Raw genomic sequence first — 23,733 nt, 5'->3', positions numbered from 1 at the left:
GGCGTCATGACCACATCAAGACGTGAAGGATCGATGCGATGAGTGTTGCCTGCGGACATGACCATGCCCCTTTCGATGGCATGTCGGAAACCTATAAACGCCGCCTGTGGATGGTGATTGCCATCAATGCCGCGATGTTCGTGGTCGAGATGACGGCCGGCCAGATGGCGCGTTCTCAGGCCCTGCAGGCAGACGCCTTGGACTTCTTCGCCGATGCCGTGACCTATGGCATCTCGCTGGCCGTCATCGGTGCGACGCTGAAGACCCGCAGCATGGCGGCTGCCGCCAAGGGTGTCAGCCTCTTCCTGATGGGGCTGTGGGTCTTCGGCTCCACGATCTGGCGGGTCTTTCAGAATGGCGTGCCGGAAGCCCCTGTCATGGGCGTCATCGGCCTTCTGGCGCTGGCGGCCAATGTCGCGAGTGTTCTGCTTCTGATGCCCTACAAGGACGGCGACGCCAACGTCCGTTCTGTCTGGCTCTGCTCGCGCAATGACGCGATCGGCAATGTCATCGTGATGATCGCAGCCCTTTGCGTCTGGGGCACGGCGACCGCATGGCCGGATCTGATCGTCGCCGGCATCATGGCAGGCCTCTTCCTGAATTCCTCGATCCAGATCCTCACCCAGAGTTATCGCGAGTGGCAAGCGGGCGAGGCCATCTCCCTGTCATCCTCCTGCTGTGGACCGGCAGGCGGATCTTGCGAGGCGGGCCACGATCACGACCATGATCACGAATATGGCCACCACCACAGCCACGCCTGAGATCCGGCGCCCAGACGCAAGAAGGCCGGCCTGGCATCATGCCGGCCGGCCTTCTTGACCGCATCGTCTCATCAGAATTCCTGATAGGGCGAGGGGGGTATCTCGTATTCGCGGTAGGCTGCTTCCACCATCTGCACGCGGGAATCGGCCGGCGAGCGATCGCGGCTCTGCGTGTTGCCGATATCGACGACCGCCTTGCGCGAGCCTTCCACCGTCCAGAGCGCAGACGCGAGCTGGTTCGACAGAAGCGTGCTGGAGAATGTGCTGGCTCCGGTCGCGCGGCCGGTGGGTGTCGCAGGCGTCTCGGGTGCAGCATCCTCGGTACCGACCGTGCTCGGCACGTGACGGCTTTGATAGGAGTAGCTGCTCAGGCCGCTTTCGATCCTCATGGCAAGAACCTCGGTTGAGAAATTAACCTTTTGTTAACTTTTCAACCTTGCGCGAAGCTTGCGTCCCGCATTGCATTATGACGATTGGCCCTTGCGCAACGACGCGACTGAAAGTACGCGCCGAATCAGGAATGTCAGCCTTGGCTGTTTCAGGCATTGCCGAAACAATGCCCAAAACGCACCCGTCATTGCTTCTAGAATGTGACCGGCGTCACCGCCTTTACATTTTACCCGCCACCTTGATCGCATAGGCATATTCGAACGCGATCTCTTCCAGCCGCTGGAAGCGCCCCGACTTGCCGCCATGGCCGGCGGCCATGTTGGTCTTCAAGAGGAACGGACCAGCCTCCGGTGCGGTCTCGCGCAGCTTCGCGATCCACTTGGTCGGCTCCCAATAGGTCACGCGCGGGTCGGTGAGGCCCGAAAGCGCGATGATCGGCGGGTAGGGCTTCTTCTCGACATTGTCGTAGGGGCTATAGGCCGCGATCCAGCGATATTCCTCTTCCGACTCGATCGGGTTGCCCCATTCCGGCCATTCCGGCGGGGTGAGCGGCAGGGTGTCATCGAGCATGGTGTTCAACACATCGACAAAGGGCACGGCGGCGATGATGCCGGCGAATTTATCCGGCGCCATGTTGGCGACCGCTCCCATCAACATGCCGCCGGCCGATCCACCTTCGGCGATGATCCGGTCGTATGCGGTGAAGCCTTGCCTTACAAGGTGGTCGGCGGCAGAGATGAAGTCCTTGAAGGTATTGACCTTCTTTTCCATCTTGCCGTCTTCGTACCAGGAGAAGCCCTTGTCCTTGCCGCCGCGGATATGGGCGATGGCATAGACGAAGCCACGGTCTGCCAGTGACAGGCAATTGGTGTTGAAGCCGGCGGGGATGGTGATGCCATAGGCGCCATAGCCATAGAGCAGGCAAGGCGCCGAGCCATCGAGCGGCGTGTCCTTGCGATAGAGCAGGGTGACCGGCACCGTCTCGCCGTCATGCGCTTCGGCGAACACCCGGCGGGTGACATAGTCTCCAGGGTTATGGCCCGACGGCACTTCCTGCGTCTTCAAAAGTGTCCGCTCGCGCGTGGCCATGTTGTAGTCGAAGAGCTGGCTCGGCGTCGTCATCGACGAGTAGGAGAAGCGGATGACGTCGGTGTCATATTCCGCGGCCCCCTGAAGACCCAGCGAATAGGCTTCCTCGGCAAAGGCGATCGAATGCTCCTCGCCGCTCTTCCGGTCACGGATCATGATGACGGGTAAGCCCTCGCGGCGCTCCAGCCAGACGAGATGGCGGGCGAAGGCCATGTGGTTGAGGATCAGACGGCCCGGCTCGTGCGGGACCACCTCTTTCCAGTTCGCCTTGCCCGGTGCCGTTACTGGCGCCTCGACGATCTTGAAGTCTTTCGCGCCATCGGCATTGGTCAGGATGTAGAAGACGTCGCCGCCTTCCGTCATCGAATATTCGACGCCTTCCTCGCGTTCGGCGACCAGAACCGGCTCGGCCATCAGGTCCTTGGTCGAGAGCAGACGGTATTCTGAGGTTTCGTGGTCATGGATGTCGATGAAGATGAAATCATCGAGCAGCGAGCCGCCGACACCCATGAAGAAGCCCGGGTCCTTTTCCTCATACACGAGACGGTCAGACGACTGCGGCTGGCCGACGATGTGGTGGAAGACCTTGGACGGCCTGTGGTTCTCGTCCTGCAGCGTATAGAAGAAGCTCTTTCCATCCGGCGCCCAGACCCCGCCGCCGGCAGTGTTTTGGAGCACGTCGTCGAGGTCCTGCTTGGTGGCGAGATCGCGGATCCGCAGTGTGTAATATTCCGAGCCCTTGTCGTCATAGCCCCAGATCCCGAAGGCATGGTCGGTCGTATGGTCGATGCCGGACAGGCGGAAGTAATCCTTGCCCGCAGCCTCCTTGTCACCGTCGAGCAGCAACTCGCGGATCGCTTCGTCCTTCGGATTGCCGTCGCGCGGGATGCGGAAATAGCGCGGCTGTTCGCCACCGGTGACGAAGGCCGAGCCATAGGCGAAGGGGCCGTCCTTCATCGGGATCGATGAATCGTCCTCCTTGATGCGGCCCTTCATCTCGACAAAGAGCTGCTTCTGCAGCTCCTTCGTGTCCGCCATCGCCGCTTCCATGTAGCTGTTCTCGGCTTCCAGGTAGGAGCGGATTTCCGGATCGAGGATCGAGGTGTCCTTGAACATCGCCTGCCAGTTGTCGGCCCTCAGCCACGCGTAATCATCCGTGCGGGTGATCCCATGACGCGTGTCGGTGACGGGCTTCTTTGCGACAGTCGGCGGAGCGGGCAGGTTCTTGAAGACGGACAAGGGAGATCCTTCCGGAAAATGGAACAGCTGAAGATCATCGAGAGATAGAGAGGCGGCGCGGCGCGATCAAGCGCCGCGGCAATGGGGATCAGCCGTCCGTGCCAGCCGTCGACTTCGCCCAATCCATGTAAAGCTCCAGCGCCTTGCGGGTCACCGGGCCTTCCTGGAACTGCGCATCATCGAGCCGCGTCACCGGCACCACCTTGGAGTAATTGCCGGTCTGGAAGACCTCGTCGGCATTCATGAAATCCTCGACCGACAGCGTCGCTTCGCGCACATCGAAGCCGGCCTGGCGCAGCAGGCCCATGATGCGGGCGCGGGTGATGCCGGCGAGGAAGGTGCGGTTGGCGGCGGGCGTGAAGACCACGCCATCCTTCACCATGAAGACGTTGGAGGATGCCGTCTCCACCACATTGCCGTTCATGTCGCGCACCAGCGCATTGTCGAAACCGCGTTTGCGCGCATCGATGATCATCCGGCCGGAATTGGGATAGAGGCTGCCGGTCTTGGCGTCCGTCATGGCGCATTCCGGCGTCGGGCGGCGGAAGGGCGAGACCGTCAGCGAAGAGGGCTTGGCGGTGTGCATGGGTGCCTCGAACAGGCAGAGCGCAAACCGGGTCGATTCCGGATCGGCGGCGACCACGGAGCCCGCCTGACCATGCTCGGCCCAGTACATCGGCTTGATGTAGATCGCCGTCTTGCCGTCGAACTTCGCAATACCCTCCCAGGCAAGGCGCTCGATCTCTTCCGCCGCCATGGTTGGCTTCATGCCCATGTTTTCGGCCGAGCGGTTGACGCGCTGGCAATGCAGGTCGAGATCCGGCGCGATGCCGTCGAACCAGCGCGCCCCGTCGAACACCGTCGAACCCAGCCACATGGCATGCGAAACCGGTCCGATCAGCGGCGGGTTGCCGGCAAACCAGTCTCCGTCGACATAGGTGAAGGTGGGGGTGCGTGCGGATGTATCGACAGCCATTGCGGGTCTCCTGTTCTCGTTGCTTCGCAGCAAAGGCGCCCAGCGGCTGAAGGTCAAGGCGAAACACGTCATCGGGACACAAATCCGCAATGTTCGGTTCTTGTGCGGCGATTTCCACGCAAATTCAGCAGCTTGAGTGATCGATCGATCAATGCTGCTGATGAAGCGAGTTGAGGCCAAGGTCGCAATTCGCGTGGTTAAAGAACCCGTAACGGATTCCTGAAATATTGATCGAAGTTGAGATCGCGATCTTCGGGTCTTTTGTTCTGCGTTTTCTTGGGGGTCACCATGAACAAGGTGCGTATCGTCGCCTGTCTTGCCGCGTCCGTTGCGGCCACGTCTTCACCGGCACTTGCCGAAGGCTTCTTCTCCGGCAACTGGTATGTGACACTCGGCGGTGCCGGCATCTCGGCTCCGACCTTCGAAGGCGCCAAGGACAACAAGTTCTTCTTCTCCCCGATCATCTCTGTCGGACGAGGCGATGCCCCGCGCTTTTCCTCGCGCAACGACAGTCCGAGCTTTGCGATCTATGACACCGATGTGCTGCGCGCCGGTGTCGTCGGCAAGTTCGTCCGCGGTCGCGATGCCGGCGACGACAAAGCCCTGCGCGGCCTGTCCGAGGTCAATTGGGGCGGCGAACTCGGTGGCTTCGCGGATGTCTATGTCACGGACTGGCTGCGTGCCCGCGCCGAACTGCGCCAGGGTATCCGGGCCCATGACGGCCTTGTCGCCGACATCGCGGTCGATGCCTTTACCGATATCGCACCGGACCTCCGCGTTTCCGCCGGCCCGCGCATGACCTTCGCCACCAGCGGTTATACGGATGCCTATTACGGGGTGAACGCGGCCGAATCCGCCGCTTCGGGCTTGAGCCAGTACGATCCCGATGGCGGCATCACGTCTTATGGTGCAGGCGGCGCGATCACCTGGGCCGCCACCGACAAGCTCTCGATGAGCGCCTTCACCGAATACAAGCGCCTGGCAGGCCCTGTCGCCGACTCGAGCCTCGTCGAAGAGCGTGGCAGCAAGAACCAGCTGATGTTCGGCGTCTCCGCCAGCTACAAGTTCGGCGTCAGCTTCGACTGACGAAAGGCCGCAGCCGATTTTCGAGCCGGGAGGGCAGGGGGCGGTTTTCTTAGGTCTGCCCATGCTCTATCAACAGGGGCATGAGCACAGCCGATCCGAACATTGATCGCGTCATCGACGCGCCCTCCGACAATTTCGTCTATCGCGTATTGCCGCGATGGCTCTGGCCGCATGCCCAGCTTGCCCGCTGGGACCGGCCGATCGGCTGGCAGCTCCTGATGTGGCCGTGCTTCTGGTCCTCGGCGCTCGCGGCCAATGCGCTTGCCGCCGAAGGCCGGTTGAATGCAGGGCTCTTTATCTTCCACCTCGTGCTCTTCTTCATCGGCTCGGTCGCCATGCGCGGGGCCGGCTGCACCTATAACGATCTCGTCGACCACGACATCGACAACATGGTGGCCCGCACGCGCTCGCGTCCCTTGCCGTCCGGACGGATCAGCCGCCGCAATGCCAAGATCTTCATGGTCGTGCAGTCGCTGGTTGGTCTCGCCGTATTGCTCTGCTTCAACAGCTTCTCGATCGTGCTCGGCATTCTCTCGCTGGCGGTCGTTGCGATCTATCCCTTCGCCAAGCGCTTCACCGACTGGCCGCAATTCTTCCTCGGGCTTGCCTTCTCCTGGGGTGGCCTCATGGGCTGGGCCGGGCTGCACGGCAATCTCTCGCTAGCCGCGATCCTCGTTTATCTCGGCGCGGTCGCCTGGACGATCGGTTACGACACGATCTATGCCCATCAGGATCGCGAAGACGATGCCCTGGTCGGCGTGCGCTCTACGGCGCGCCTCTTCGACCGGGATACCAAGATCTGGCTCACCGGCCTTTACGGCCTGACGCTCATCCTTCTGCTTTCGGCATTTCTGGTCGGCGGTGCGGCTTTCCCCGCGATCATCGGCTTGCTTGTTGCAGCGGCGCTGTTCGCCTGGCAGATCAAGGTGCTCGACATCGACGACGGTGCCCAGTGCCTCGCGCTCTTCAAGTCGAACAACCGGGTTGGTCTCATCATTTTTCTCGGCCTTGTCGTGGCCATTCCCTTCGCCTGATCTCTCTTCAGGCTGCGCTAATACAAGGGCCAATTTCGTTTCATTTCGAAACGCCGGCGGACAATTACCCTCAAAAGCAAGAGGCCCAGAAGTTGTCTTCCGGGCCTCTTTGATGTTCGGTCCTGGGACAGGATCAGTTGCGGGCGATGATTTCCTTTCCGGAAATCTTCATGGTTACACCCAGCTTGCCGGTCGTGCGGCGCACGAGGAAACGCGGGCGGCGCTCTGCAAAATAGGAGTGGCGGCGACGCGGCTGCGTCTCCTTGGTGCGAACGTCGCCCAGATGATCTTCGAGCGGGCGGGCAACGCCATCGGCTTCGACCATCAGCATGGGAATGCGGAAGGCATCTGCCCAGCCGCGCCAGTCGGCGGCGATATCGCAGAGATCGTGGGCCACGAGCAGCGGAATGCAGAGATCCGGATCTTCGTGATGCAGTTCGAGCGTTACGGTCACCTCGCCGTCGCCATGGTCAATGGCACGCGCGGCAACGCCCTTGAAGGCGCGGGTCGGAAGAGCGAAGGAAAGCGGCAGGCCGCTGCCGGGGAGGATCTTGCGCAGGACTGCGCCGCGTTCATCGATGGTGATCGTGACGTCGCCAAGCGCGCCGCGCAGGGCATAGGTCACCTGCTGAGGGAACCGCGCAGGGTCCAGTCGCAAAGTGGCACCGGCCCATGCTGGCTTCAAAACCGTGTTCGTCATCTTCATGCTACCCTTGTTTTACCCGAGAGCGCGTCATGTGCTCGTCTGTTCGGGACTTTTCGTCCTCTGTGGGGTCAACATAGCCAGCCGCTGTTGGAGACAGCTTAAAAGACGCGGTAAAGAAAACCTTGCGCAGTCAAATGGTTAGTTTTGTCACACCGGTCACGGTTTCGAAAAAGTGAAATTCCGCTCCGATCTGTTCCACGGCGGAACGTATGCTTGCGCTGAGGCCAGGCGGCGCGGCGAAGGGCGTTGAAACTCATTTCGCTTCTTCACCATTCCATAAAGCTTGAGGCAAGGATTTCGCGCCATACTGTGATTCGCGCGCGATACGTTCTCTAAGGAATCCTGATGGTCTCGACCTATCTGAGCTACAATCTCGTCAACCGTGACATCAAGGCGAGCCTCAACCGCACCGCCTCTGATCCGGTCGTCGCGCGCCAGACGGAGTATTTCAAGGAGAACATCGGCAAGGTGAGCTCGCTCGAGGAATTCCTCGACGACTACCAGCTCTATTCCTATGCGATGAAGGCCCATGGTCTCGAAGAGATGACCTATGCCAAGGCTTTCATGAAGAAGGTGCTGGAAAGCGATCTCTCGGATGAAAACAGCTTTGCCAATCAGCTGACCGACGAGCGCTATCGCAACTTCGCTGCATCCTTCCAGTTCTCCGCCCAGACCACCGATCTCCAGACCGATGCCCAGCAGGCCGAACTCCTGGAGAAATACGAGGCGTCACTGGCGGAGGAGAGCGATACGCTCGAGGCCGAGTCCTTCTATTACGAAGCGATGATCGACAAGGTCACCAATGTCAGCGGCCTCGTCAACAACAGCCGCCTGATGACTTTCGTGCTCGACGCCTATGGCATCGACGGCACCTATTACACCAAGGATCATCTGACGCAGATCCTGACCAGCGACACCTCGGATCCGGACAGCTACGTCAACCAACTCGTCGCCAACGGGTCAGCCAATGCCGCAAGCTTCCTCAAGCTCGCAGAGGCCTTCGACTTCAATGCGGATGGATCGCTTGCGGGGGCGACGGCCCAGACAGCGGCCCAGAAGGAGCAGACCGTCTCGCTCTATGTCGACGAAGAGCAGACCTACGTCACCGACTACTACCGCCAGCGCGAGCGCGCCTATTATGAATCGAAGATCTCGACGATCACGAGCGTCGATGAGCTGACGTCCGACAGCCGCCTGTTCAACTATGTCCGCACGGCTTTCGAACTCGGCTCCGTGTCGGCCTCCACCTTCAAGTCGATCGTCACCAGCGACACCTCGGATCCGGATAGCTACGCCGCCACCAATGGCGGGGATGCCTGGGTGGCGATTGCCGGCAAGTTCAACTTCGCCAGCGATGGCACGGTCGAATCCGGCATGACCGCGCAGGGCTCCACCCAGCTCGCCTCCACGCATTCAGGCTTCTCGACCCTATACGATGACGCAGACGAAGAGCGGAAAGACGCTCTGATCGACCTCTTCAAGACCAATATTTCCGAAGCAGAGAATGTCGACGACCTCTTGTCCGACACCACGATGCGCCTGGTCCTGCAGCGCACCTTCGGTTTCGAAGCGAACGAATTCTCCAACAGCGAGTTGCGCAAGGCGCTGACCAGCGACTTCACCGACCCGAACAGCTACGCCAACAAGTCGAAAGACAGCCGCCTGATCGAGATGTCGAAGCTCTTCAACTTCGACAGCGAAGGCAATGCCGCCGTGCCGCTTCAGGCTCACAACTCGCTGACGGCGACGATGATTGCCAAGCAGTATGTGATCAACGAGGTTCGCTTCCTCGAAGACCCGGAAAAGACGGAAGTCCGCGAAGCCGCGACCAAGAAGGCCGAGGTTTATCAGGAGAAGATCCAGTCGATCGACTCGGTCAGCGAACTGCTCGCAAACCGCGAAGTAGTCGATGTGGTGATCGGCGCCTTTGGTCTGGAAGCGGACGACGTTACCGACGACTTCCTCAAGCAGATCTTCGGCTCCGACCTTTCCGACCCCAAGAGCTTCGTCGACCAGCAGACCGACAGCCGCTGGGCCGAACTCGTCGCCTCCTTCAACTTCGACGCCGAAGGCAATCTCACCCGCGAGACGATCGGCACGATCCAGCAGCGCGGCGAGACCATGGAAACGGTCAACAAGTATCTGCGCCAGACGCTGGAAGAGACCGAAGGCGAGAGCAACGAGGCTGTCCGCCTGGCGCTTTACTTCCAGCGCACGGCACCGACGATCACGGATGCCTACGGCCTCATCGCCGACGATGCGCTCATGGCGGTCTTCCGGACCACGTTCGGCTTCTCGGACGAGTTCTCCAACATGGATGTGGACCAGCAGGCGCGCATCATCGGGGAGAACCTGGAGCTTTCCGACCTGCAGGATCCGGCCAAGCTGGAACGCCTGCTGCAGCGTTACTCGGCCATGTACGATACCGAAAACGCCACCTTCAGCGACCCCGCAATCTCCATCCTGAGCGGCGGCAGCGGCAGCATTTCGGCCGATCTCCTCTTCAGCCTCGCCCAGCTGAAGGCCTGATCTCGCATCATCGCGACAACCCGCCGGCCTCTTGTCGGCGGGTTTGTTTTTGTCTATCGATATATCCATTGGGATATATCGAAATGGAGGCCACCCTGATACGCCTGATGAAGACAACTGCACTCGCGCTTTCCGCACTGCTTGCCGTGACCGCGACGAGCTTGGTGGCAACAGCCGTACACGCCGAAGAGCCCGTCACGGTCTTCGCGGCGGCGAGCCTCAAGGAAAGTGCTGAACAGGCGGCCGCCGTCTGGAAGGCTGCAGGCGGAGGCGAGGTCACCTTCTCCTTTGCGGGAAGTTCAGCACTGGCCAAGCAGATCGAGGAAGGCGCGCCGGCCGATATCTTCATTTCCGCCGACCTCAAATGGATGGAACATCTGGACAAGGCCGGCAGAGTGAGGGGCGATACCCGCGTCAATCTGCTCGGCAATCGCATCGTGCTGGTCGCGCCGAAGGATTCCGCTGTCACGGCCACCATCGCTCAGGATTTCCCTCTCTCCGATCTGCTCGGGGATGAACGCCTCGCCATGGCCAATGTCGATGCGGTCCCCGCTGGCACCTATGGCAAGGCTGCACTCCAGAACCTTAATGTCTGGGACAGCGTGCAAGACAAGGTGGCGCAGGCAGAAAACGTCCGCGCGGCTCTACTGCTCGTCTCGCGGGGCGAGGCGCCGCTCGGCATCGTCTATGAGACGGACGCCAAGGTTGATCCGGGCGTGAAGATCATCGACCGTTTCCCCGAGGCGAGCCACCCGGCAATCATCTATCCGGCCGCCTTGACGACGGATGGCAAGAACCCGCGCGCCGCCAAGTTCCTGGCTTACTTGCAGGGCGCGGACGCCCATGCCATCTTCACCGCCGCGGGCTTCACCGTGCTGGCGAAGAACAACTGACCTTCGATCGACTGAAGCCGAATTCTGCAACGCATCCGGGATGTTACATTTGACGCTGACGGCCGAAGAATGGACCGCGATGCTGCTCAGCCTGAAGGTCGCGACTGTCGCCGTGGCCTTTTCGCTGCCGCTGGGCCTGCTGGTCGCCTGGCTTCTCTCGCGCAAGGAGTTCTGGGGCAAATCGCTTTTGAACGGCCTCGTGCATTTGCCGCTGATCCTGCCGCCTGTCGTCACGGGTTATCTGCTGCTGATCACCTTCGGCAGGCGAGGAGCGGTCGGCGCCTTCCTGGAGCAGTCTCTCGGCCTCGTCTTCTCCTTCCGCTGGACCGGGGCGGCCCTTGCCGCCGCCGTCATGGGCTTCCCGCTCCTGGTACGCTCCATCCGCCTCTCGCTCGATGCCGTCGACCGGAGGCTCGAAGCCGCTGCCGCCACCCTCGGCGCGCCACCCCCTTACGTCTTCGTCACCGTCACCCTGCCATTGATCCTGCCCGGCATCGCCGCCGGAGCGATCCTCGCCTTTGCCAAGTCCATGGGCGAGTTCGGGGCCACGATCACCTTCGTCTCCAACATTCCCGGCGAGACGCAGACGCTGGCCGCGGCGATCTACACCTACACCCAGGTGCCGGGCGGTGATCTCGCCGCTATGCGGCTGACCCTGATCTCGATCGTTCTGTCGCTCGGTGCCCTGATTGCCTCCGAATTCCTGTCGCGGCGCATCGCCGCTCGAGTCGGAGCGGCCTGATGCTGGAGCTTGCCATCCACCACCGCCAGGGCGATTTTGAGCTGCAGGCCGACCTGACCCTGGGCGAGGGGCTGACGGCACTCTTCGGCGCTTCCGGTTCGGGCAAGACCACGCTGATCAACATCATCGCGGGCCTCATCCGTCCGGAGGATGGTCGCATCCTCTTCAATGGCGAGACTTGGAACGAGAAGGGCATTTTCCTGCCGCCACACCGCCGACGCATCGGCTATGTCTTCCAGGAAGGCCGCCTCTTTCCGCATCTGACAGTCCTGCAGAACCTGCGCTACGGCGAGGGCCTGCTGCCGCGCGCCGAGCGTCGCGAGGACCTCGACCGCATCGCCGCGCTTTTAGGGATTGCCGATCTGCTCGACCGCCGCCCCGCCCATCTCTCGGGTGGCGAAAAGCAGCGCGTCGCGCTCGGCCGCGCCCTGATGGCAAGCCCGAAGCTGCTCTTGATGGACGAGCCTCTGTCGGCCCTCGACACTGCGCTCAAGGCGCAGATCCTGCCCTATATCGAGCGCATCCGCGACGAGTTCGGCGTGCCGATTATCTATGTCAGTCACTCGGCGGAGGAGGTGGCGCGTCTCGCCAATGCTCTGGTAACCTTCAAGGGTGGCAGAGCGAGCGCGGTTGGCCGTCCTAACGAGGCCCTGGCAACGGTCGCGCAGGCCTCGGGCGATCTGCCGGCCGGCAATTTCATCGAGGCGGAGATCACCGCTCACGACGAGACCGACGGCCTGACAGAGGCAAGCTCTACGGCGGGCCGGCTTATACTACGCCGCACGCCCCTTCCCATCGGCACGCGCGTCCGTGTCTTTATCCCGGTCTCGGATATCGTCGTGGCGACGGAACCTGGCGAGGGCCTTTCCGCCCTCAATCGGCTCTCGGGCCGAGTCCTTGCCGTCGATGACGGATCAGGGGCGAGCGTCACGCTCACCATCGACTGTCACGGCCAGACGATCATCGCCGAGGTCACACGCCGGTCCCTGCGCCAGCTGGCGCTGGCTCCGGGAAAGCCGGTCCATCTGCTTTTCAAGACGGTTTCCATCGCGTCCGAAGGCCTCTTCCGGCAGGTCCTGCCCTGAGCGAAGGCAGGCCGCTCAGCTGTCGTCTTCGTTCTTTTGCCCTGCGGGAACGAAGTCATGCGATTGCATGGCCTCCAGCCAGTCGAGATCCGACGAAAGCGCCTTACGGCTTTCGGCGTCCATCCGCCGGCAGGCCTTAAGCAGCGTCTCGCCGAACGGCGTCAAACCCGCGCCGCCGCCGCTTTTTCCCCCGTGGCGGGTGAAGATCGACGGCTCCTTGAACATCCGGTTGATCTCGTCTGCGAGCAACCAGGATCGGCGATAAGACATGCCCATGGCAGCCCCCGCCGCCCGGATCGAGCCGTGCTCCTCGATCAGCGCCAGGAGCTGTGCCTTGCCTGGCCCAAGCCGAGCGCCATTGGCGAGATCGATCCGGAGCGAAAGGCGAGGGGAGCCGGTCATCGGATCAGCCGATCACCTTGCCGGGGTTCATGATCCCGGCGGGGTCGAAGGCCTGCTTGATGCGCCGCATCAGCTCCGTCTCGATCGCCGGCCGGCTGGCCGCAAGCTCGTCGCGCTTCAGTTGGCCGACACCATGCTCCGCCGAAATCGAGCCCGTATGCTTGTGCACGACCGCATGCACGACGGCATTGACCTCGCGCCAGCGGGCAATGAAGGCGGCCTTGTCGGCGCCGACGGGCTGGCTGATGTTGTAATGGATATTGCCGTCGCCGAGATGGCCGAAGGCACAGATGCGGGCATCCGGCATCAGCGCGTGGACGGCGGCATCCGCTTCCGCAAGAAATGCCGGAATGCGCGAAACGGGCACAGAAACGTCATGCTTGATCGAACCACCCTCCGGCTTCTGCGCATCCGACATGCTTTCGCGCAGATGCCAGAAGGCATCTTGCTGCGCGATCGAACTTGCGATCGCGGCATCCGAGACGAGCCTCGCCTCGAAGGCGTCTGCCAGCAGCTCCTGCATCATGGCCTCGGCGGTCTCAACCGAGTCCGAGGTCGAGATATCGACCAGCGCATACCAGGGGTGAATGGAAGCCAGCGGATCCCGCACGCCGGGGATATGTCTGGTCGTGAACTCGATGCCGATCCGCGGCATCAGTTCGAAGCCTGTCAGTGCGGATCCGCAGCGCTGCGAGGCCTTCTCGAAGAGCTGAAGCGCAGCTTCGGGCGAGGCGAGCCCCACATAGGCGACCTGTTTGCCACGCGGGCGCGGCACCATCTTGAGCACCGCACCGGTGATGATCCCGAGCGTGCCCTCCGCGCCGATGAAGAGATCGCGGAGATCATAGCCGCTATTGTCCTTCTTAAGCCGCCGCAGCCCGTCCCAGATCTCCCCCGTCGGTAGCACCACTTCCAGCCCAAGGCAGAGCTGACGCATATTGCCATAGGCGAGCACGGCCGTGCCGCCAGCATTGGTGGCGAGATTGCCGCCAATCCGGCATGATCCTTCGGAGCCCAGCGACAGCGGGAAAAGCCTGCCATGCGCTTCGGCTGCTTTCTGCACGTCCGCCAGGATCGCTCCGCCATCGGCGATGATTACGTCGGCAACCGGGTCCACCTCCCGGATCTTGTTCATCCGCTCCAGCGAGAGCAGCACATCCTGACTGTCTTCGCGCGGCACCTGGCCGCCCACGAGGCCCGTGCGCCCGCTGACGGGCACGATCGCCGTCCCGGTCTCAGACGCAAGCTTCATGATCGCAGAGACTTCCGCCGTCGACCCAGGCTTCAGAACCAGCGGCGAGGCGCCCTGATAGAGGCCGCGGTTTTCGGTGAGATAAGGCTTGATGTCGTCGAGAGACGTCAGCGCGTTCGTCTCACCGACAATGTCGATGAAGGCGCGCAGACGTTCGGCAAGGCTCAGGGTCACGTTCATCTCTGTCATTCCTCCGTGCCACGCGGGGCTGCTGCCCGCATCAGCCGGTCGTTGATCGCCTCGCCCAATCCCTCGTTCGGGATCGGTGCAACGGCAATGCCCTTCGCGCCGCTCGCATCCGCCCGCTTCAGGTAGTCGAAAAGATTGCTCGCGGCTTCGGCAAGGTCGCCCGCGGGGCTGAGGTTGAACAGCGCTTTGGCTCCCGCTGCTCCGGATATGTCGCCGGAACCGAAGGCGATCAAGGCCTCGTCCTGGCCCACGCTCGTCGCGTTCAGCCGCACCGAGGCGTCGGGCGCATAATGCGAGGCCAGCATGCCGGGCGCTTCGATCGCGGCTGTCCCGGACGCCTTCGGCCGGCTGATCACCGTGCCAAGGACCGCTTCGATCGCCTCGACCGCGATGCCACCGGGCCTCAGCAGCCGCACGTCGCCGCCCTTGACCTTCACGATGGTCGATTCCACGCCGACAGGGCAGGCGCCGCCATCGATGATCACGTCGATCTTCTGTCCGAGGTCCGCCGCCACATGCTGTGCCGTGGTCGGGCTGATCCGGCCTGAGGAATTGGCGCTGGGTGCGGCGAGCGGCCGGCCCAGATTGCGAATAAGCTCGGCGGTAAAGCCGACAGGCACACGGATGCCGACGCTATCCAGGCCGGCGGTCGCCAGCGGATGAATACCGGAATTCTCCTGGAGCGGGAGAACCAGCGTCAGCGGCCCGGGCCAGAAGGCCTCTGCGAGTTTCCGGGAGAGCGGATCGAACACGGCATTGCGCTCTGCCATGGCAAGATCCGCCATATGGCAGATCAGCGGGTTGAAGCGCGGACGCCCCTTGGTTTCGTAGATCGAGGTGATCGCAGCGGGATGCGTGGCGTCGGCCGCAAGCCCGTAGACGGTCTCGGTCGGGATCGCGACAGGCCTCTGGCGCATCAGCACCTCGGTGGCCGCCGTGATGGCCTCCGCCCTGTCCTTGTCCGTTGCGATCGGGATGATCCGCGCCATTTTTAAGATGCCTTCCGGTCTGCCTTTGCCCGTCCTTATCGCCTGCGCGACGAGCCGGCAAATCCCTTTTTCAGCGCGATGGACCGCAGTTTCCACCCTATTTTTTTATGGGGGTGGCAAGACCTCTCAAATTTTAACTACCGACGTAACCGAAAGAAAGAGAACTTCGCCTATGGTCAGGCCAAGAGACGGGAAAGCCTCATTCGGGGAAGTGGACAGATGCAGCAAGTCAAGAATCCTGCCGCCAGCATTGCGCTTCGCGTCGCCACCGCCATGCATCAGATGGGCATCGACGGTCTGCCGCGCAATTACGAACTGGTCTATGAAGCCTATTCCGGCAGCAATCCGGAACTGGTGCGTGAGTTCATCGCGCTCGGCAAGGTCAAGACTCAGGAAGCGCTCGACGAACTCGGCCGCAAGTATCTGCCGCATCACCACGAAGATGGTCTGCTGAGCCGCCAGAACGGCCAGGTTCGCGCCGAGATGAGCAACTTCATTTCGCTCCTCAACGAGGAAAAGATCTCGCTCACCGATTACGGCCGCGTCATCGGTCATGCCTCGAAGACCATCCTGACCGAAGCCGACCTCGAAGGCACGCCGCTCGGCCAGTCGATCAAGATGCTGAAGGCCGCGACCGAGAAGCGTGCGCATCAGAACAGCAATGTCGTGCGCGCCGTGGTCGACAAGACGGCAGCGCTCGCCGATCTGCAGCGCGAGGCCGAAGAGGCCGAAGCCGCCAAGTTCGTCGACCCGGTCACCCGCCTTGCCTCGCGCCGCGCCTTCAACAAGGCTGTCGCCAAGATCTATGCAAACCCGGAAATGCCCGTCCTTTGCGGTGTCGCCATCGGCGAGATCGATGATTATGCCCGCATCCAGGAGCAGATGGGCCCGGCCGTGGCCGAACGCTTCCTGATGCAGGTTGCCAAGGTGCTCGAGGCCGTCTCCGGCGGTGGCGACCTTGCCTGCCGCTTCGATGCCGGCCGCTTCGGTCTGCTGCTCTACACCTCCGATCAGGAGGAAATCACCCGCGTGGTCGATCTCGTCCGCGCCAAGCTGAAGGCCACCAATTTCGTCGGCTCGTCGAGCGGTGCCCGCGTCGGCCAGCTCACCATGTCCTTCGGCATTTGCTTCTCCGAGCAGGCCCCGAATGCCTTCGACTTCACCAACTTCGCGGAAAAGGCGCTCGCCACCTCCAAGTCGGCCGGCGGTAATACCGTCACGGTCTATGGTGCGAACGACTATGTCTCGAAGGATTGGCTGATCTACAAGAAGAAGCCCGTCGGCGGTTTCGGCGCCTGATCGGGGACGCCAGCCTTTAAAGCTTTGCGATGATCTTCCTGAGCTCGGCGTCTCGCGCGCCGAGCATCAGGACGTTTCTGAGCGCCTCTTTCGGGTCGACCGTCTGGAACAGGAGCCCGTTGTCGCGGAAGGAACGATCGATCGTCATCGCCTTTGTTTCTGCCTCCGGCTTGATCGCCACGGCAAAATACATCCGCCCGTAATTCTGCTTGATCTGCTCGAAGAAAACTTCCTCACCGCCGATATCCGCCAGAAAGTTGGCGATGTAGAAGGCCCACTTCACATCGGCATATTGCGCAAAATTCGTGCGCGCCGCCGTCACGTGACAGTAACCGAGATGCGGGCTGTTGTTCAGCGTGCGGTGAAAGATGATCTTGGGGAACTTGATCGAACGGTGAAAGCTGTTGATCCGTTCATGCGTGGTTTCCGCAGCCCGCTCCAGCCGGCGTCCCGTCCGCGCCGCGACTTCCTCATAGGTCAGGTAGCGGCGTTCATCCGGCAGCCAGTCTTCACGGCTGCGCGAAATCCGCCCGGTCCTGAGGAACTCGGAATGGACGGCCTTGGCGGGCGGCGGCGCCTTCGTTTCCGCTTTGGGAGCCGCGTAGTATCTCAGTTTCTGCATCTTGACGCTCTGACGGTACCCGGACTGACTGCTGGAGCTTAGCGCAGCATGGTTAATCATGATTTGATGGTACTTTGCGCCTCGGAGGTTTCCTGAGGCTTGCCGCAGCGCAAATCTTGCAATCTGCTCTGCAATCGCCCGTTTGCGCCACGCTGTTTCGAAAGGTTTCTTGTCGAATACTGCAGCACGCGGAAATCAAAGGAGATTTTGCTCTCTTCCCTCTATTTCACAGGGCTGTGGCCATGTCGCAAACGATTTCAGCCGTGTCGTTTCGCAGTGCAGCGCGTGACCCGGCCCTGTGATTAGATGCTGGCAAGCTCGAGGTGCCGCCCTGGTAGGGAAGGGCGGGAAATCGGGAAGCCGGTCAAAATCCGGCGCTGCCCCCGCAACGGTGGTGGAGAATGCGTTTTGGCAAAAGGCCACTGGGAGAAATCCTGGGAAGGCGCCGACGCGGTCCGCAAATGGACCACTCCTGAGCCCGGAAACCAGCCTTGGCAGACGGACATTTGAGGTTGCGGAGGGCGACCGGAGATAGCCATGCGCAGCGCCTGTTCAAGGCGGTGACGGGCTGCGCTCTCTTCTCCCCCGAGTTTTTGAAAGCACGAGGACGACATGGACCTGCAGGCCAATGTGCTGCGTCAGTTGAAGAACCGCCGCGAGGGTTTCTCCCTCGAACAGCCCTTCTATATCGACCAGGATTACTTCAAGCTCGACATGGAGATGATCTGGTATCGCGACTGGCTGTTCATCGGCCATGACTGCGAGATCCCCCGCGCCGGCAACTATTTCACCGCCCAGATCGGCGACTATCCCGTCGTCATCGTGCGCGGCAAGGATCAGGTGATCCGCGCCTTCCACAACACCTGTCGCCATCGCGGCCACCGCGTCTGCACGCAGGACAAGGGTGCCTCCGCCAAGCTCGTCTGCCCCTATCACCAGTGGACCTACGACCTCGACGGCTCACTCGTCTTCGCCCGCCAGATGGGCGAGAATTTCGACAAGGCCGAGTTCGGCCTGAAGACCGTGCATTGCGAAAGCGTCGCGGGCTACATCTTCGTCTGCCTCGCTAACGAAGCCCCCGACTTTGCCCCCGTGCGCGCCTCGATCGAGCCCTACATGGCGCCGCACCGGCTCTGGGAAGCCAAGGTTGCCCACAAGAACACGATCATCGAGAAGGGCAACTGGAAGCTCGTCTGGGAAAACAACCGCGAATGCTACCACTGCGCCGGCAATCATCCGGAGCTCTGCCGCACCTATCCGGAAGCGCCGACCGCAACCGGCGTCCAGGGGGCAGGCGACGACCCGTTTATTTCCGAGCACTGGGCACGCTGTGAGGCGGCCGGTCTTCCGTCCACCTTCAAGATGGATCCGTCCGGCCAGTTCCGCACCGCCCGCATGCCGCTGATCCAGGATGCCGAGAGCTACACCATGTCGGGCAAGCGCGCCGTGAAGAAGCCGCTCTCCGCCGACGTGCCGATCAGCCATATCGGCACCATGCTGCTCTTCCACTATCCGACGACCTGGAACCACATTCTCGGCGACCACGCGATCTCCTTCCGCGTCCTGCCGCTGTCGGCCGAAGAGACCGCCGTCACCACCACCTGGCTGGTCAACAAGGATGCGGTCGAAGGCGTCGATTACGACCTCGAAGAGCTGACCCATGTCTGGAACATGACCAATGACCAAGACCGCTCGATCGTTGAGGAAAACGCCTTCGGCATCCGCTCACCGGCCTATGAGCCTGGTCCCTATTCCGTCGATCACGAAGGCGGTGTCATGCAGTTCGTCGAATGGTATTCCAACTTCATGGTGAGCCGCCTTCAGGGCGACAAGGCTCGCCTCTCCGTGGTGGCCTGATCATGAACATTGCCGTCACCCAGTATCGCCATGTCGATGAGATGCGCCCCTGGTCCGACCGGGAGCATCTCCTCGAATGTGTCGCCGTCACGCCGGAAGCCGCCGACGTGATGACCTTCACCTTCAAGCCGAACAAGCCGGGCCTCTGGTTCCGCTACATGCCGGGCCAGTTCGTCACGCTCGAGATCCCCGTCGGTCCCGAGCCGGTGATGCGCACCTACACGCTCTCCTCCAGCCCGTCGCGGCCCTACACGATCGCCGTGACGGTCAAGGCGCAGAAGGAGAGCATCGGCACCCGCTGGATGTTCGACAACCTGAAACCCGGCATGGCGCTGAAGGCTTTCGGCCCGCTGGGTGACTTCTCCTATGCCAAGTATCCGGGCAAGAAGTACCTCTTCATTTCGGCCGGCTCAGGCATCACGCCGATGATGTCGATGACCCGTGACCTGAGTGACCGTGCCCCCGACAGCGACATCACCTTCCTGAACTGTGCGCGCTCGCCCGATGACATCATCTTCCGCTGGGAGCTGGAGGCCAAGGCGCGCGACATGCCGAACTTCCAGCTCGGCTTCATCATCGAGCAGCTGGGCCGCGGGCAGCTCTGGTCGGGCCTGAAGGGCCGCATCGACAAGGCAAAGATTGCGCTTCTCGCCCCCGACTTCCTCGAGCGCACCGTCTTCTGCTGTGGTCCGGCGCCGTTCATGGCAACCGTGCGCGAAGCGCTCGAAGGTGCAGGCTTCGACATGAAGCAGTACCATGAAGAGGCCTTTCAGCCGGTCAAGCCGGAGCCGATGGTGGTTGTTGCCGACCATGGCGATGGCGAGCAGGCAACCAAGGTCACCTTCGCCATGTCGGGCAAGGATGGCCTTTGCGCGCCCGGGCATACGGTCCTTCAGGCAGCCCGTGCGGCCGGTGTCCGTATCGGCGCGGCCTGCGAATCCGGCCTCTGCGGCACCTGCAAGGTCATGAAACTCTCGGGCGAAGTCGAAATGGACCACAATGGCGGTATCCTCGATGACGAGATCGAGGAAGGCTACATCCTCGCCTGCTGTTCGCGACCGAAGGGCGATATCGAGATCGAGGCTTGAGCGGACGCGGGTCGATCAACTGTATGTGAAGAGAGGGCGGTTTTGGATGGGAAGCGCCCTTTCTCCTGTCATGACGAGCGCACAGGGGACGCGTGCTCTTGCCGCCCGGTTCAGGCCGGATTAGCATCCTCTGATGGAGCCTCCGGCCGCCAGAAGCGGCTAAGCGTTGGCCATGATGGCGGGCGCAGAGGAAGGCAGCTCCGCACAAAAAGGGGGATCACGCATGAAGCTTGTTTCTGCTCTCGCCGCCGCCTGTCTCGCCGTCGCCGGCTTCATGATGACCGGCACCGCCGCCGATGCCGGCGGCATCGAAGTCCGTATCTACGAACGCCACACGAGCTATCGGCATTACGAGCGGGTCACCGTGTTCTCGCGCCATCACGGCTATCGCGCCCATGGCTACCGGCTGCATCGCCCGGGTTATGTCTATCACAGAGGCCTGTGGTTCTCGCCGCGCTCGATGCGAGCGGGCGTGATCGTTGACCGGCCGATCCCGCGCCGCCATGTGGTGCATTACGGTGGTGCACTCACCCAGCATCACTACAGCTGGTGCGCGGATCGCTACCGCTCCTACCATTGGCGCAGCAACACCTTCCAGCCGTATCACGGGCCGCGTCGAACCTGCGTGTCGCCCTATTCCTGAGGGCGTTTCCGGAACAAAAGCTGAGCTCCCCCGTTGACGGGCACTTGCGCGCCGGAGCGGTCATGGAACCGCCACGCGCGGAGCGCGAGCCATGAACGGCATGTTAATTCTGAGTTCAGGCTGGCCCCGTTAACGTTCGTTTCAAGGTCGAGGCCCGGATGTTCATCCGGTTCCGACGACCGGGAAACATGCAGGGAGAAACATCATGAAGACTGCATTCAAGACGACCGCCGTCGCCGCGCTCGCCTCGATCATGGCCTTTACCGGCATGATCCCCGCCCAGGCGCAGGTCATCCGTCCCGCGGCCCCCATTGCCGCCACCACCGATGCCACCGCGGTACAGTATCGTGACCGCTATGAGCGTCGTATCGACCGCCGCATCGACCGTCGTATTGATCGCCGCATCGACCGCTACGAGCGCGCGCACTACTGGCGCGGTCACCGCGGTTACCGTGAGCGCCGTGCAGGCTATCGTTACCACAATGGCTACTGGTACCCGTTGGCAGCCTTTGCAGCCGGTGCGATCATCGGCGGCGCAATCGCCAACCCGCCGCGCGCTGCAGCACCGGTGGGCAACGTGAACCCGCGGCACTACCAGTGGTGCGAGGCGCGCTACCGGTCTTATGACGTGCGCTCCAACACGTTCCAGCCGTATAACGGCCCCCGCCAGCAGTGCCTGTCGCCCTACTATTGATCGATAGCTCCCGCTGATCCGGCTTCCTCGAGAAGCCGGAAAGGGTTAACATCAAGCCGCCCCGGTGCTAGCCGCGGGCGGTTTTTTCGTGAGCACGATCCGCCTGTTTCCTAACGGCAAAATCCCGGCGTTAACCATTTGTTAACCAAATCAGCACTACTCCTTTCATCAACGATTTGTTTACGTAGATGACCAAAGTGCTAACCGAACCACGCTCCATCCGCATCAAGGGAAGATCCTTCCTGGCCGTCGTCCTGACGCCGGATCCACCGTTCGACGACTGGCTTGTCCGGCTCGATGACCTCGCAGCCCGTTCGGCTGGCTTCTTCCTCGGTCGCCCCGTGGTTCTCGACGTCTCCGACATCGAAATCGACAAGCCTCAGCTGAAGGCCCTGATCGCCGAGCTCGCGGCGCGCAATGTTTCGATCATGGGCATCGAAGGCGGACGCCCCTCGCTCGTCGAACCGGGCATGCCGCCGCAGCTGAAGGGCGGAAAGCCCGCGGCCGACTACGAGGTGCCGCGCGAAGAGGCAGCCGAACCTTCCGATGCAAAGCCCAAGGGCAAGGCCGAGAAGAAGCCCGCCGAACAGGCGGCACCACAGATCGCGGTGCAGCAGAGCCCCGTCTCGGCGCCCTCGCTGATCGTGCGCGAAACCATCCGCTCCGGCCAGTCGGTCATCTACACCCAAGGCGACGTCACGGTCATCGGCTCGGTCCAGTCCGGTGCCGAAGTCATCGCCGGCGGATCCGTCCATATCTACGGCGCGCTGCGCGGCAGAGCGCTCGCCGGATGCGTTGGCAATGCCGACGCAAGGATCTTCTGTCGTAAGTTCGAATCCGAGCTGGTTGCAATCGACGGCGTCTACGCGATGACCGACGACATGGATCCAGAATTGAAAGGGCATCCAGTTCAGCTTTGGCTGGAGGGGGATGCAATCATGACAGAAAGAATGACGTGAACTTGAGCGGGGATAGACAGGAGAACCACATGGGCAAGGTGATAGTCGTGACATCCGGCAAGGGCGGGGTCGGCAAGACCACCTCGACGGCCGCTCTCGGTGCAGCGCTGGCGCAGCGCAACGAAAAGGTCGTCGTCGTCGATTTCGACGTGGGCCTTCGCAATCTCGATCTGGTGATGGGCGCCGAGCGACGCGTCGTCTACGACTTGGTGAACGTGATCCAGGGTGACGCCAAGCTGCCGCAGGCGCTCATCCGCGACAAGCGGCTGGAAACGCTCTTCCTGCTGCCCGCCTCGCAGACCCGCGACAAGGACAACCTGACCGCCGAAGGCGTCGAGCAGGTCATCACCGAGCTGAAGAAGTATTTCGACTGGATCATCTGCGACAGCCCGGCTGGCATCGAACGCGGTGCGACGCTTGCCATGCGCCATGCCGACATGGCCGTCGTCGTCACCAATCCGGAAGTCTCTTCGGTGCGCGATTCGGATCGCATCATCGGCCTTCTCGATTCCAAGACGCTCAAGGCCGAGCGCGGCGAGCGCATGGAAAAGCACCTGCTGCTGACCCGCTACGACGCCAACCGCGCCCAGCGTGGCGACATGCTGAAGGTCGACGATGTGCTGGAGATCCTGTCGATCCCGCTGGTCGGCATCATCCCGGAAAGCATGGACGTGCTGCGCGCCTCCAACATCGGTGCGCCTGTCACGCTCGCTGACGCCCGCAGCGCCCCGGCCATGGCCTATTTCGATGCTGCCCGTCGTCTGGCCGGCGAAAACGTTCCGATCACCATACCTGGCGAGAAGCGTGGTCTCCTCGACAAGATCTTCGCGCGGAGGGCCGCATGAGCATTTTCTCCCTGTTCCGGAAACAGCGTTCCGCCCCGATGGCGCGCGAACGCCTGCAGGTCCTGCTCGCCCATGAGCGCGCCTCGCTCGAAAGCGATCTGGTGGCCGTCCTGCGCGAGGAAATCCTTGCCGTGATCGCCAAGCATGTCGAATTCGACCGCGACAAGGTGCAGATCAAGATGGACCGCGACGAGGACGTCTCGATCCTCGAGATCGACGTCGAGATCCCGCGCAACGCGCAGCGCCTCGCTGCCTGATCAGACCATTCTCTGAAATAACAAAGGCCGCCGCCGGTATCCCCGGTCGGCGGCCTTTTCATTGGGTGACGAGGGCAGGGCGGTTGTGCCGCCCTGCCTTTCGCGAC

General features: G+C 62.1%; 23 protein-coding genes and 1 riboswitch. Of the genes, 15 read left to right on the top strand and 8 right to left on the bottom strand.

Annotation, left to right across the window (positions count from 1 at the left end; all coding sequences use genetic code 11):
* Positions 1 to 38 precede the first annotated feature (38 nt).
* Positions 39 to 761 (top strand): cation efflux transmembrane domain-containing protein, encoded by a 723-nt coding sequence (locus FAA86_RS16190; protein ID WP_136542232.1) that lies wholly within the window; start codon positions 39 to 41, stop codon positions 759 to 761.
* Positions 762 to 832: 71 nt separating this feature from the next.
* Here FAA86_RS16190 and FAA86_RS16185 read toward each other — a convergent pair whose 3' ends face one another.
* The 3 genes from FAA86_RS16185 to FAA86_RS16175 form a co-directional block, all read right to left on the bottom strand.
* Positions 833 to 1,150, bottom strand: a complete 318-nt coding sequence (locus tag FAA86_RS16185) for a hypothetical protein (RefSeq protein WP_136542231.1) — start codon at positions 1,148 to 1,150, stop codon at positions 833 to 835.
* Between the two features lie 220 nt (positions 1,151 to 1,370).
* Positions 1,371 to 3,479 carry a S9 family peptidase gene (locus FAA86_RS16180; protein WP_136542230.1) on the bottom strand — a complete coding sequence of 703 codons (2,109 nt, stop codon included), beginning with the start codon at positions 3,477 to 3,479 and terminating at the stop codon, positions 1,371 to 1,373.
* 88 nt (positions 3,480 to 3,567) lie between these two features.
* Entirely contained in the window at positions 3,568 to 4,455 is an 888-nt protein-coding gene (locus FAA86_RS16175) for a branched-chain amino acid aminotransferase (protein ID WP_136542229.1), read from the bottom strand.
* Between the two features lie 288 nt (positions 4,456 to 4,743).
* On the opposite strand from FAA86_RS16175, the gene FAA86_RS16170 reads away from it, so the two are divergent.
* On the top strand, positions 4,744 to 5,541 hold the full coding sequence (locus tag FAA86_RS16170; protein WP_136542228.1) for a MipA/OmpV family protein: 798 nt from the start codon (positions 4,744 to 4,746) through the stop codon (positions 5,539 to 5,541).
* An 80-nt stretch (positions 5,542 to 5,621) separates the two neighbouring features.
* Entirely contained in the window at positions 5,622 to 6,575 is a 954-nt protein-coding gene (gene ubiA / locus FAA86_RS16165; protein WP_136542227.1) for a 4-hydroxybenzoate octaprenyltransferase, read from the top strand.
* A gap of 133 nt (positions 6,576 to 6,708) precedes the next feature.
* On the opposite strand, the gene FAA86_RS16160 is transcribed toward ubiA, so the two are convergent.
* The gene (locus tag FAA86_RS16160) at positions 6,709 to 7,275 is read right to left on the bottom strand and encodes a DUF6101 family protein (RefSeq protein WP_113460696.1); all 567 of its coding nucleotides are present in this window, start codon (positions 7,273 to 7,275) and stop codon (positions 6,709 to 6,711) included.
* Between the two features lie 351 nt (positions 7,276 to 7,626).
* Here FAA86_RS16160 and FAA86_RS16155 point away from each other — a divergent pair, with 351 nt between their 5' ends.
* From FAA86_RS16155 to modC, 4 genes are all read left to right on the top strand, one after another.
* On the top strand, positions 7,627 to 9,810 hold the full coding sequence (locus FAA86_RS16155) for a DUF1217 domain-containing protein (RefSeq protein ID WP_136542226.1): 2,184 nt from the start codon (positions 7,627 to 7,629) through the stop codon (positions 9,808 to 9,810).
* Between the two features lie 107 nt (positions 9,811 to 9,917).
* Positions 9,918 to 10,703, top strand: a complete 786-nt coding sequence (gene modA, locus FAA86_RS16150; RefSeq protein WP_183954589.1) for a molybdate ABC transporter substrate-binding protein — start codon at positions 9,918 to 9,920, stop codon at positions 10,701 to 10,703.
* A 49-nt stretch (positions 10,704 to 10,752) separates the two neighbouring features.
* Positions 10,753 to 11,445, top strand: a complete 693-nt coding sequence (gene modB, locus FAA86_RS16145) for a molybdate ABC transporter permease subunit (RefSeq protein ID WP_425467443.1) — start codon at positions 10,753 to 10,755, stop codon at positions 11,443 to 11,445.
* Positions 11,445 to 12,530 (top strand): molybdenum ABC transporter ATP-binding protein, encoded by a 1,086-nt coding sequence (gene modC, locus FAA86_RS16140; RefSeq protein WP_136542223.1) that lies wholly within the window; start codon positions 11,445 to 11,447, stop codon positions 12,528 to 12,530. Before modB ends, modC begins: the two co-directional genes overlap by 1 nt.
* 15 nt (positions 12,531 to 12,545) lie before the next feature.
* On the opposite strand, the gene FAA86_RS16135 is transcribed toward modC, so the two are convergent.
* From FAA86_RS16135 to FAA86_RS16125, 3 genes are read right to left on the bottom strand one after another with little or no spacing between them, the layout of a single operon-like run.
* The gene (locus FAA86_RS16135; protein ID WP_136542222.1) at positions 12,546 to 12,932 is read right to left on the bottom strand and encodes a winged helix-turn-helix domain-containing protein; all 387 of its coding nucleotides are present in this window, start codon (positions 12,930 to 12,932) and stop codon (positions 12,546 to 12,548) included.
* Between the two features lie 4 nt (positions 12,933 to 12,936).
* Positions 12,937 to 14,364 (bottom strand): FAD-binding oxidoreductase, encoded by a 1,428-nt coding sequence (locus FAA86_RS16130; RefSeq protein WP_136542221.1) that lies wholly within the window; start codon positions 14,362 to 14,364, stop codon positions 12,937 to 12,939.
* Positions 14,365 to 14,369: 5 nt separating this feature from the next.
* The gene (locus FAA86_RS16125) at positions 14,370 to 15,362 is read right to left on the bottom strand and encodes an L-threonylcarbamoyladenylate synthase (RefSeq protein WP_136542220.1); all 993 of its coding nucleotides are present in this window, start codon (positions 15,360 to 15,362) and stop codon (positions 14,370 to 14,372) included.
* Positions 15,363 to 15,581: 219 nt separating this feature from the next.
* Between FAA86_RS16125 and FAA86_RS16120 the strand changes: the two genes are divergently transcribed.
* The gene (locus tag FAA86_RS16120) at positions 15,582 to 16,661 is read left to right on the top strand and encodes a GGDEF domain-containing protein (protein ID WP_136542219.1); all 1,080 of its coding nucleotides are present in this window, start codon (positions 15,582 to 15,584) and stop codon (positions 16,659 to 16,661) included.
* 16 nt (positions 16,662 to 16,677) lie between these two features.
* Here FAA86_RS16120 and FAA86_RS16115 read toward each other — a convergent pair whose 3' ends face one another.
* Entirely contained in the window at positions 16,678 to 17,283 is a 606-nt protein-coding gene (locus tag FAA86_RS16115) for a DUF6656 family protein (protein WP_136542218.1), read from the bottom strand.
* A gap of 304 nt (positions 17,284 to 17,587) precedes the next feature.
* Positions 17,588 to 17,791, top strand: a riboswitch (cobalamin riboswitch).
* Between the two features lie 104 nt (positions 17,792 to 17,895).
* On the opposite strand from FAA86_RS16115, the gene FAA86_RS16110 reads away from it, so the two are divergent.
* From FAA86_RS16110 to minE, 7 genes are all read left to right on the top strand, one after another.
* Positions 17,896 to 19,140, top strand: a complete 1,245-nt coding sequence (locus FAA86_RS16110; RefSeq protein ID WP_136542217.1) for an aromatic ring-hydroxylating oxygenase subunit alpha — start codon at positions 17,896 to 17,898, stop codon at positions 19,138 to 19,140.
* A 2-nt stretch (positions 19,141 to 19,142) separates the two neighbouring features.
* The gene (locus FAA86_RS16105; RefSeq protein ID WP_113460644.1) at positions 19,143 to 20,228 is read left to right on the top strand and encodes an FAD-binding oxidoreductase; all 1,086 of its coding nucleotides are present in this window, start codon (positions 19,143 to 19,145) and stop codon (positions 20,226 to 20,228) included.
* Positions 20,229 to 20,451: 223 nt separating this feature from the next.
* Positions 20,452 to 20,871 carry a BA14K family protein gene (locus FAA86_RS16100; RefSeq protein ID WP_167495013.1) on the top strand — a complete coding sequence of 140 codons (420 nt, stop codon included), beginning with the start codon at positions 20,452 to 20,454 and terminating at the stop codon, positions 20,869 to 20,871.
* 205 nt (positions 20,872 to 21,076) lie between these two features.
* Positions 21,077 to 21,565, top strand: a complete 489-nt coding sequence (locus FAA86_RS16095) for a BA14K family protein (RefSeq protein WP_113460642.1) — start codon at positions 21,077 to 21,079, stop codon at positions 21,563 to 21,565.
* A gap of 188 nt (positions 21,566 to 21,753) precedes the next feature.
* Complete coding sequence (gene minC, locus FAA86_RS16090; RefSeq protein WP_136542215.1) at positions 21,754 to 22,524, top strand: septum site-determining protein MinC; 771 nt, start codon at positions 21,754 to 21,756, stop codon at positions 22,522 to 22,524.
* A 29-nt stretch (positions 22,525 to 22,553) separates the two neighbouring features.
* Complete coding sequence (gene minD / locus FAA86_RS16085) at positions 22,554 to 23,369, top strand: septum site-determining protein MinD (RefSeq protein WP_136542214.1); 816 nt, start codon at positions 22,554 to 22,556, stop codon at positions 23,367 to 23,369.
* A complete protein-coding gene (gene minE / locus FAA86_RS16080) occupies positions 23,366 to 23,626 on the top strand; it encodes a cell division topological specificity factor MinE (RefSeq protein WP_113379454.1) in 261 nt (86 codons plus the stop codon). The genes minD and minE overlap by 4 nt, the downstream gene beginning before the upstream one ends.
* Positions 23,627 to 23,733: the final 107 nt, after the last annotated feature.

Source organism: Rhizobium rosettiformans W3 (assembly GCF_004912135.1).
In the GTDB taxonomy this organism is placed as follows: domain Bacteria; phylum Pseudomonadota; class Alphaproteobacteria; order Rhizobiales; family Rhizobiaceae; genus Allorhizobium; species Allorhizobium rosettiformans.
This window is presented reverse-complemented; position numbering and strand designations above follow the sequence as displayed.

Excerpts from the sequence above, each read along its gene's own strand:
- FAA86_RS16135 (WP_136542222.1), bottom strand. The coding sequence starts at position 12,932 with ATGACCGGCTCCCCTCGCCTTTCGCTCCGGATCGATCTCGCCAATGGC.
- minD (WP_136542214.1), top strand. The coding sequence starts at position 22,554 with ATGGGCAAGGTGATAGTCGTGACATCCGGCAAGGGCGGGGTCGGCAAG.
- minE (WP_113379454.1), top strand. The coding sequence starts at position 23,366 with ATGAGCATTTTCTCCCTGTTCCGGAAACAGCGTTCCGCCCCGATGGCG.
- FAA86_RS16130 (WP_136542221.1), bottom strand. The coding sequence starts at position 14,364 with ATGAACGTGACCCTGAGCCTTGCCGAACGTCTGCGCGCCTTCATCGAC.
- FAA86_RS16170 (WP_136542228.1), top strand. The coding sequence starts at position 4,744 with ATGAACAAGGTGCGTATCGTCGCCTGTCTTGCCGCGTCCGTTGCGGCC.
- modC (WP_136542223.1), top strand. The coding sequence starts at position 11,445 with ATGCTGGAGCTTGCCATCCACCACCGCCAGGGCGATTTTGAGCTGCAG.
- FAA86_RS16105 (WP_113460644.1), top strand. The coding sequence starts at position 19,143 with ATGAACATTGCCGTCACCCAGTATCGCCATGTCGATGAGATGCGCCCC.
- minC (WP_136542215.1), top strand. The coding sequence starts at position 21,754 with ATGACCAAAGTGCTAACCGAACCACGCTCCATCCGCATCAAGGGAAGA.
- FAA86_RS16160 (WP_113460696.1), bottom strand. The coding sequence starts at position 7,275 with ATGACGAACACGGTTTTGAAGCCAGCATGGGCCGGTGCCACTTTGCGA.
- FAA86_RS16095 (WP_113460642.1), top strand. The coding sequence starts at position 21,077 with ATGAAGACTGCATTCAAGACGACCGCCGTCGCCGCGCTCGCCTCGATC.
- FAA86_RS16185 (WP_136542231.1), bottom strand. The coding sequence starts at position 1,150 with ATGAGGATCGAAAGCGGCCTGAGCAGCTACTCCTATCAAAGCCGTCAC.
- FAA86_RS16190 (WP_136542232.1), top strand. The coding sequence starts at position 39 with ATGAGTGTTGCCTGCGGACATGACCATGCCCCTTTCGATGGCATGTCG.
- FAA86_RS16110 (WP_136542217.1), top strand. The coding sequence starts at position 17,896 with ATGGACCTGCAGGCCAATGTGCTGCGTCAGTTGAAGAACCGCCGCGAG.
- ubiA (WP_136542227.1), top strand. The coding sequence starts at position 5,622 with ATGAGCACAGCCGATCCGAACATTGATCGCGTCATCGACGCGCCCTCC.
- FAA86_RS16120 (WP_136542219.1), top strand. The coding sequence starts at position 15,582 with ATGCAGCAAGTCAAGAATCCTGCCGCCAGCATTGCGCTTCGCGTCGCC.
- FAA86_RS16155 (WP_136542226.1), top strand. The coding sequence starts at position 7,627 with ATGGTCTCGACCTATCTGAGCTACAATCTCGTCAACCGTGACATCAAG.
- FAA86_RS16175 (WP_136542229.1), bottom strand. The coding sequence starts at position 4,455 with ATGGCTGTCGATACATCCGCACGCACCCCCACCTTCACCTATGTCGAC.
- FAA86_RS16125 (WP_136542220.1), bottom strand. The coding sequence starts at position 15,362 with ATGGCGCGGATCATCCCGATCGCAACGGACAAGGACAGGGCGGAGGCC.
- FAA86_RS16115 (WP_136542218.1), bottom strand. The coding sequence starts at position 17,283 with ATGCAGAAACTGAGATACTACGCGGCTCCCAAAGCGGAAACGAAGGCG.
- FAA86_RS16100 (WP_167495013.1), top strand. The coding sequence starts at position 20,452 with ATGAAGCTTGTTTCTGCTCTCGCCGCCGCCTGTCTCGCCGTCGCCGGC.
- modA (WP_183954589.1), top strand. The coding sequence starts at position 9,918 with ATGAAGACAACTGCACTCGCGCTTTCCGCACTGCTTGCCGTGACCGCG.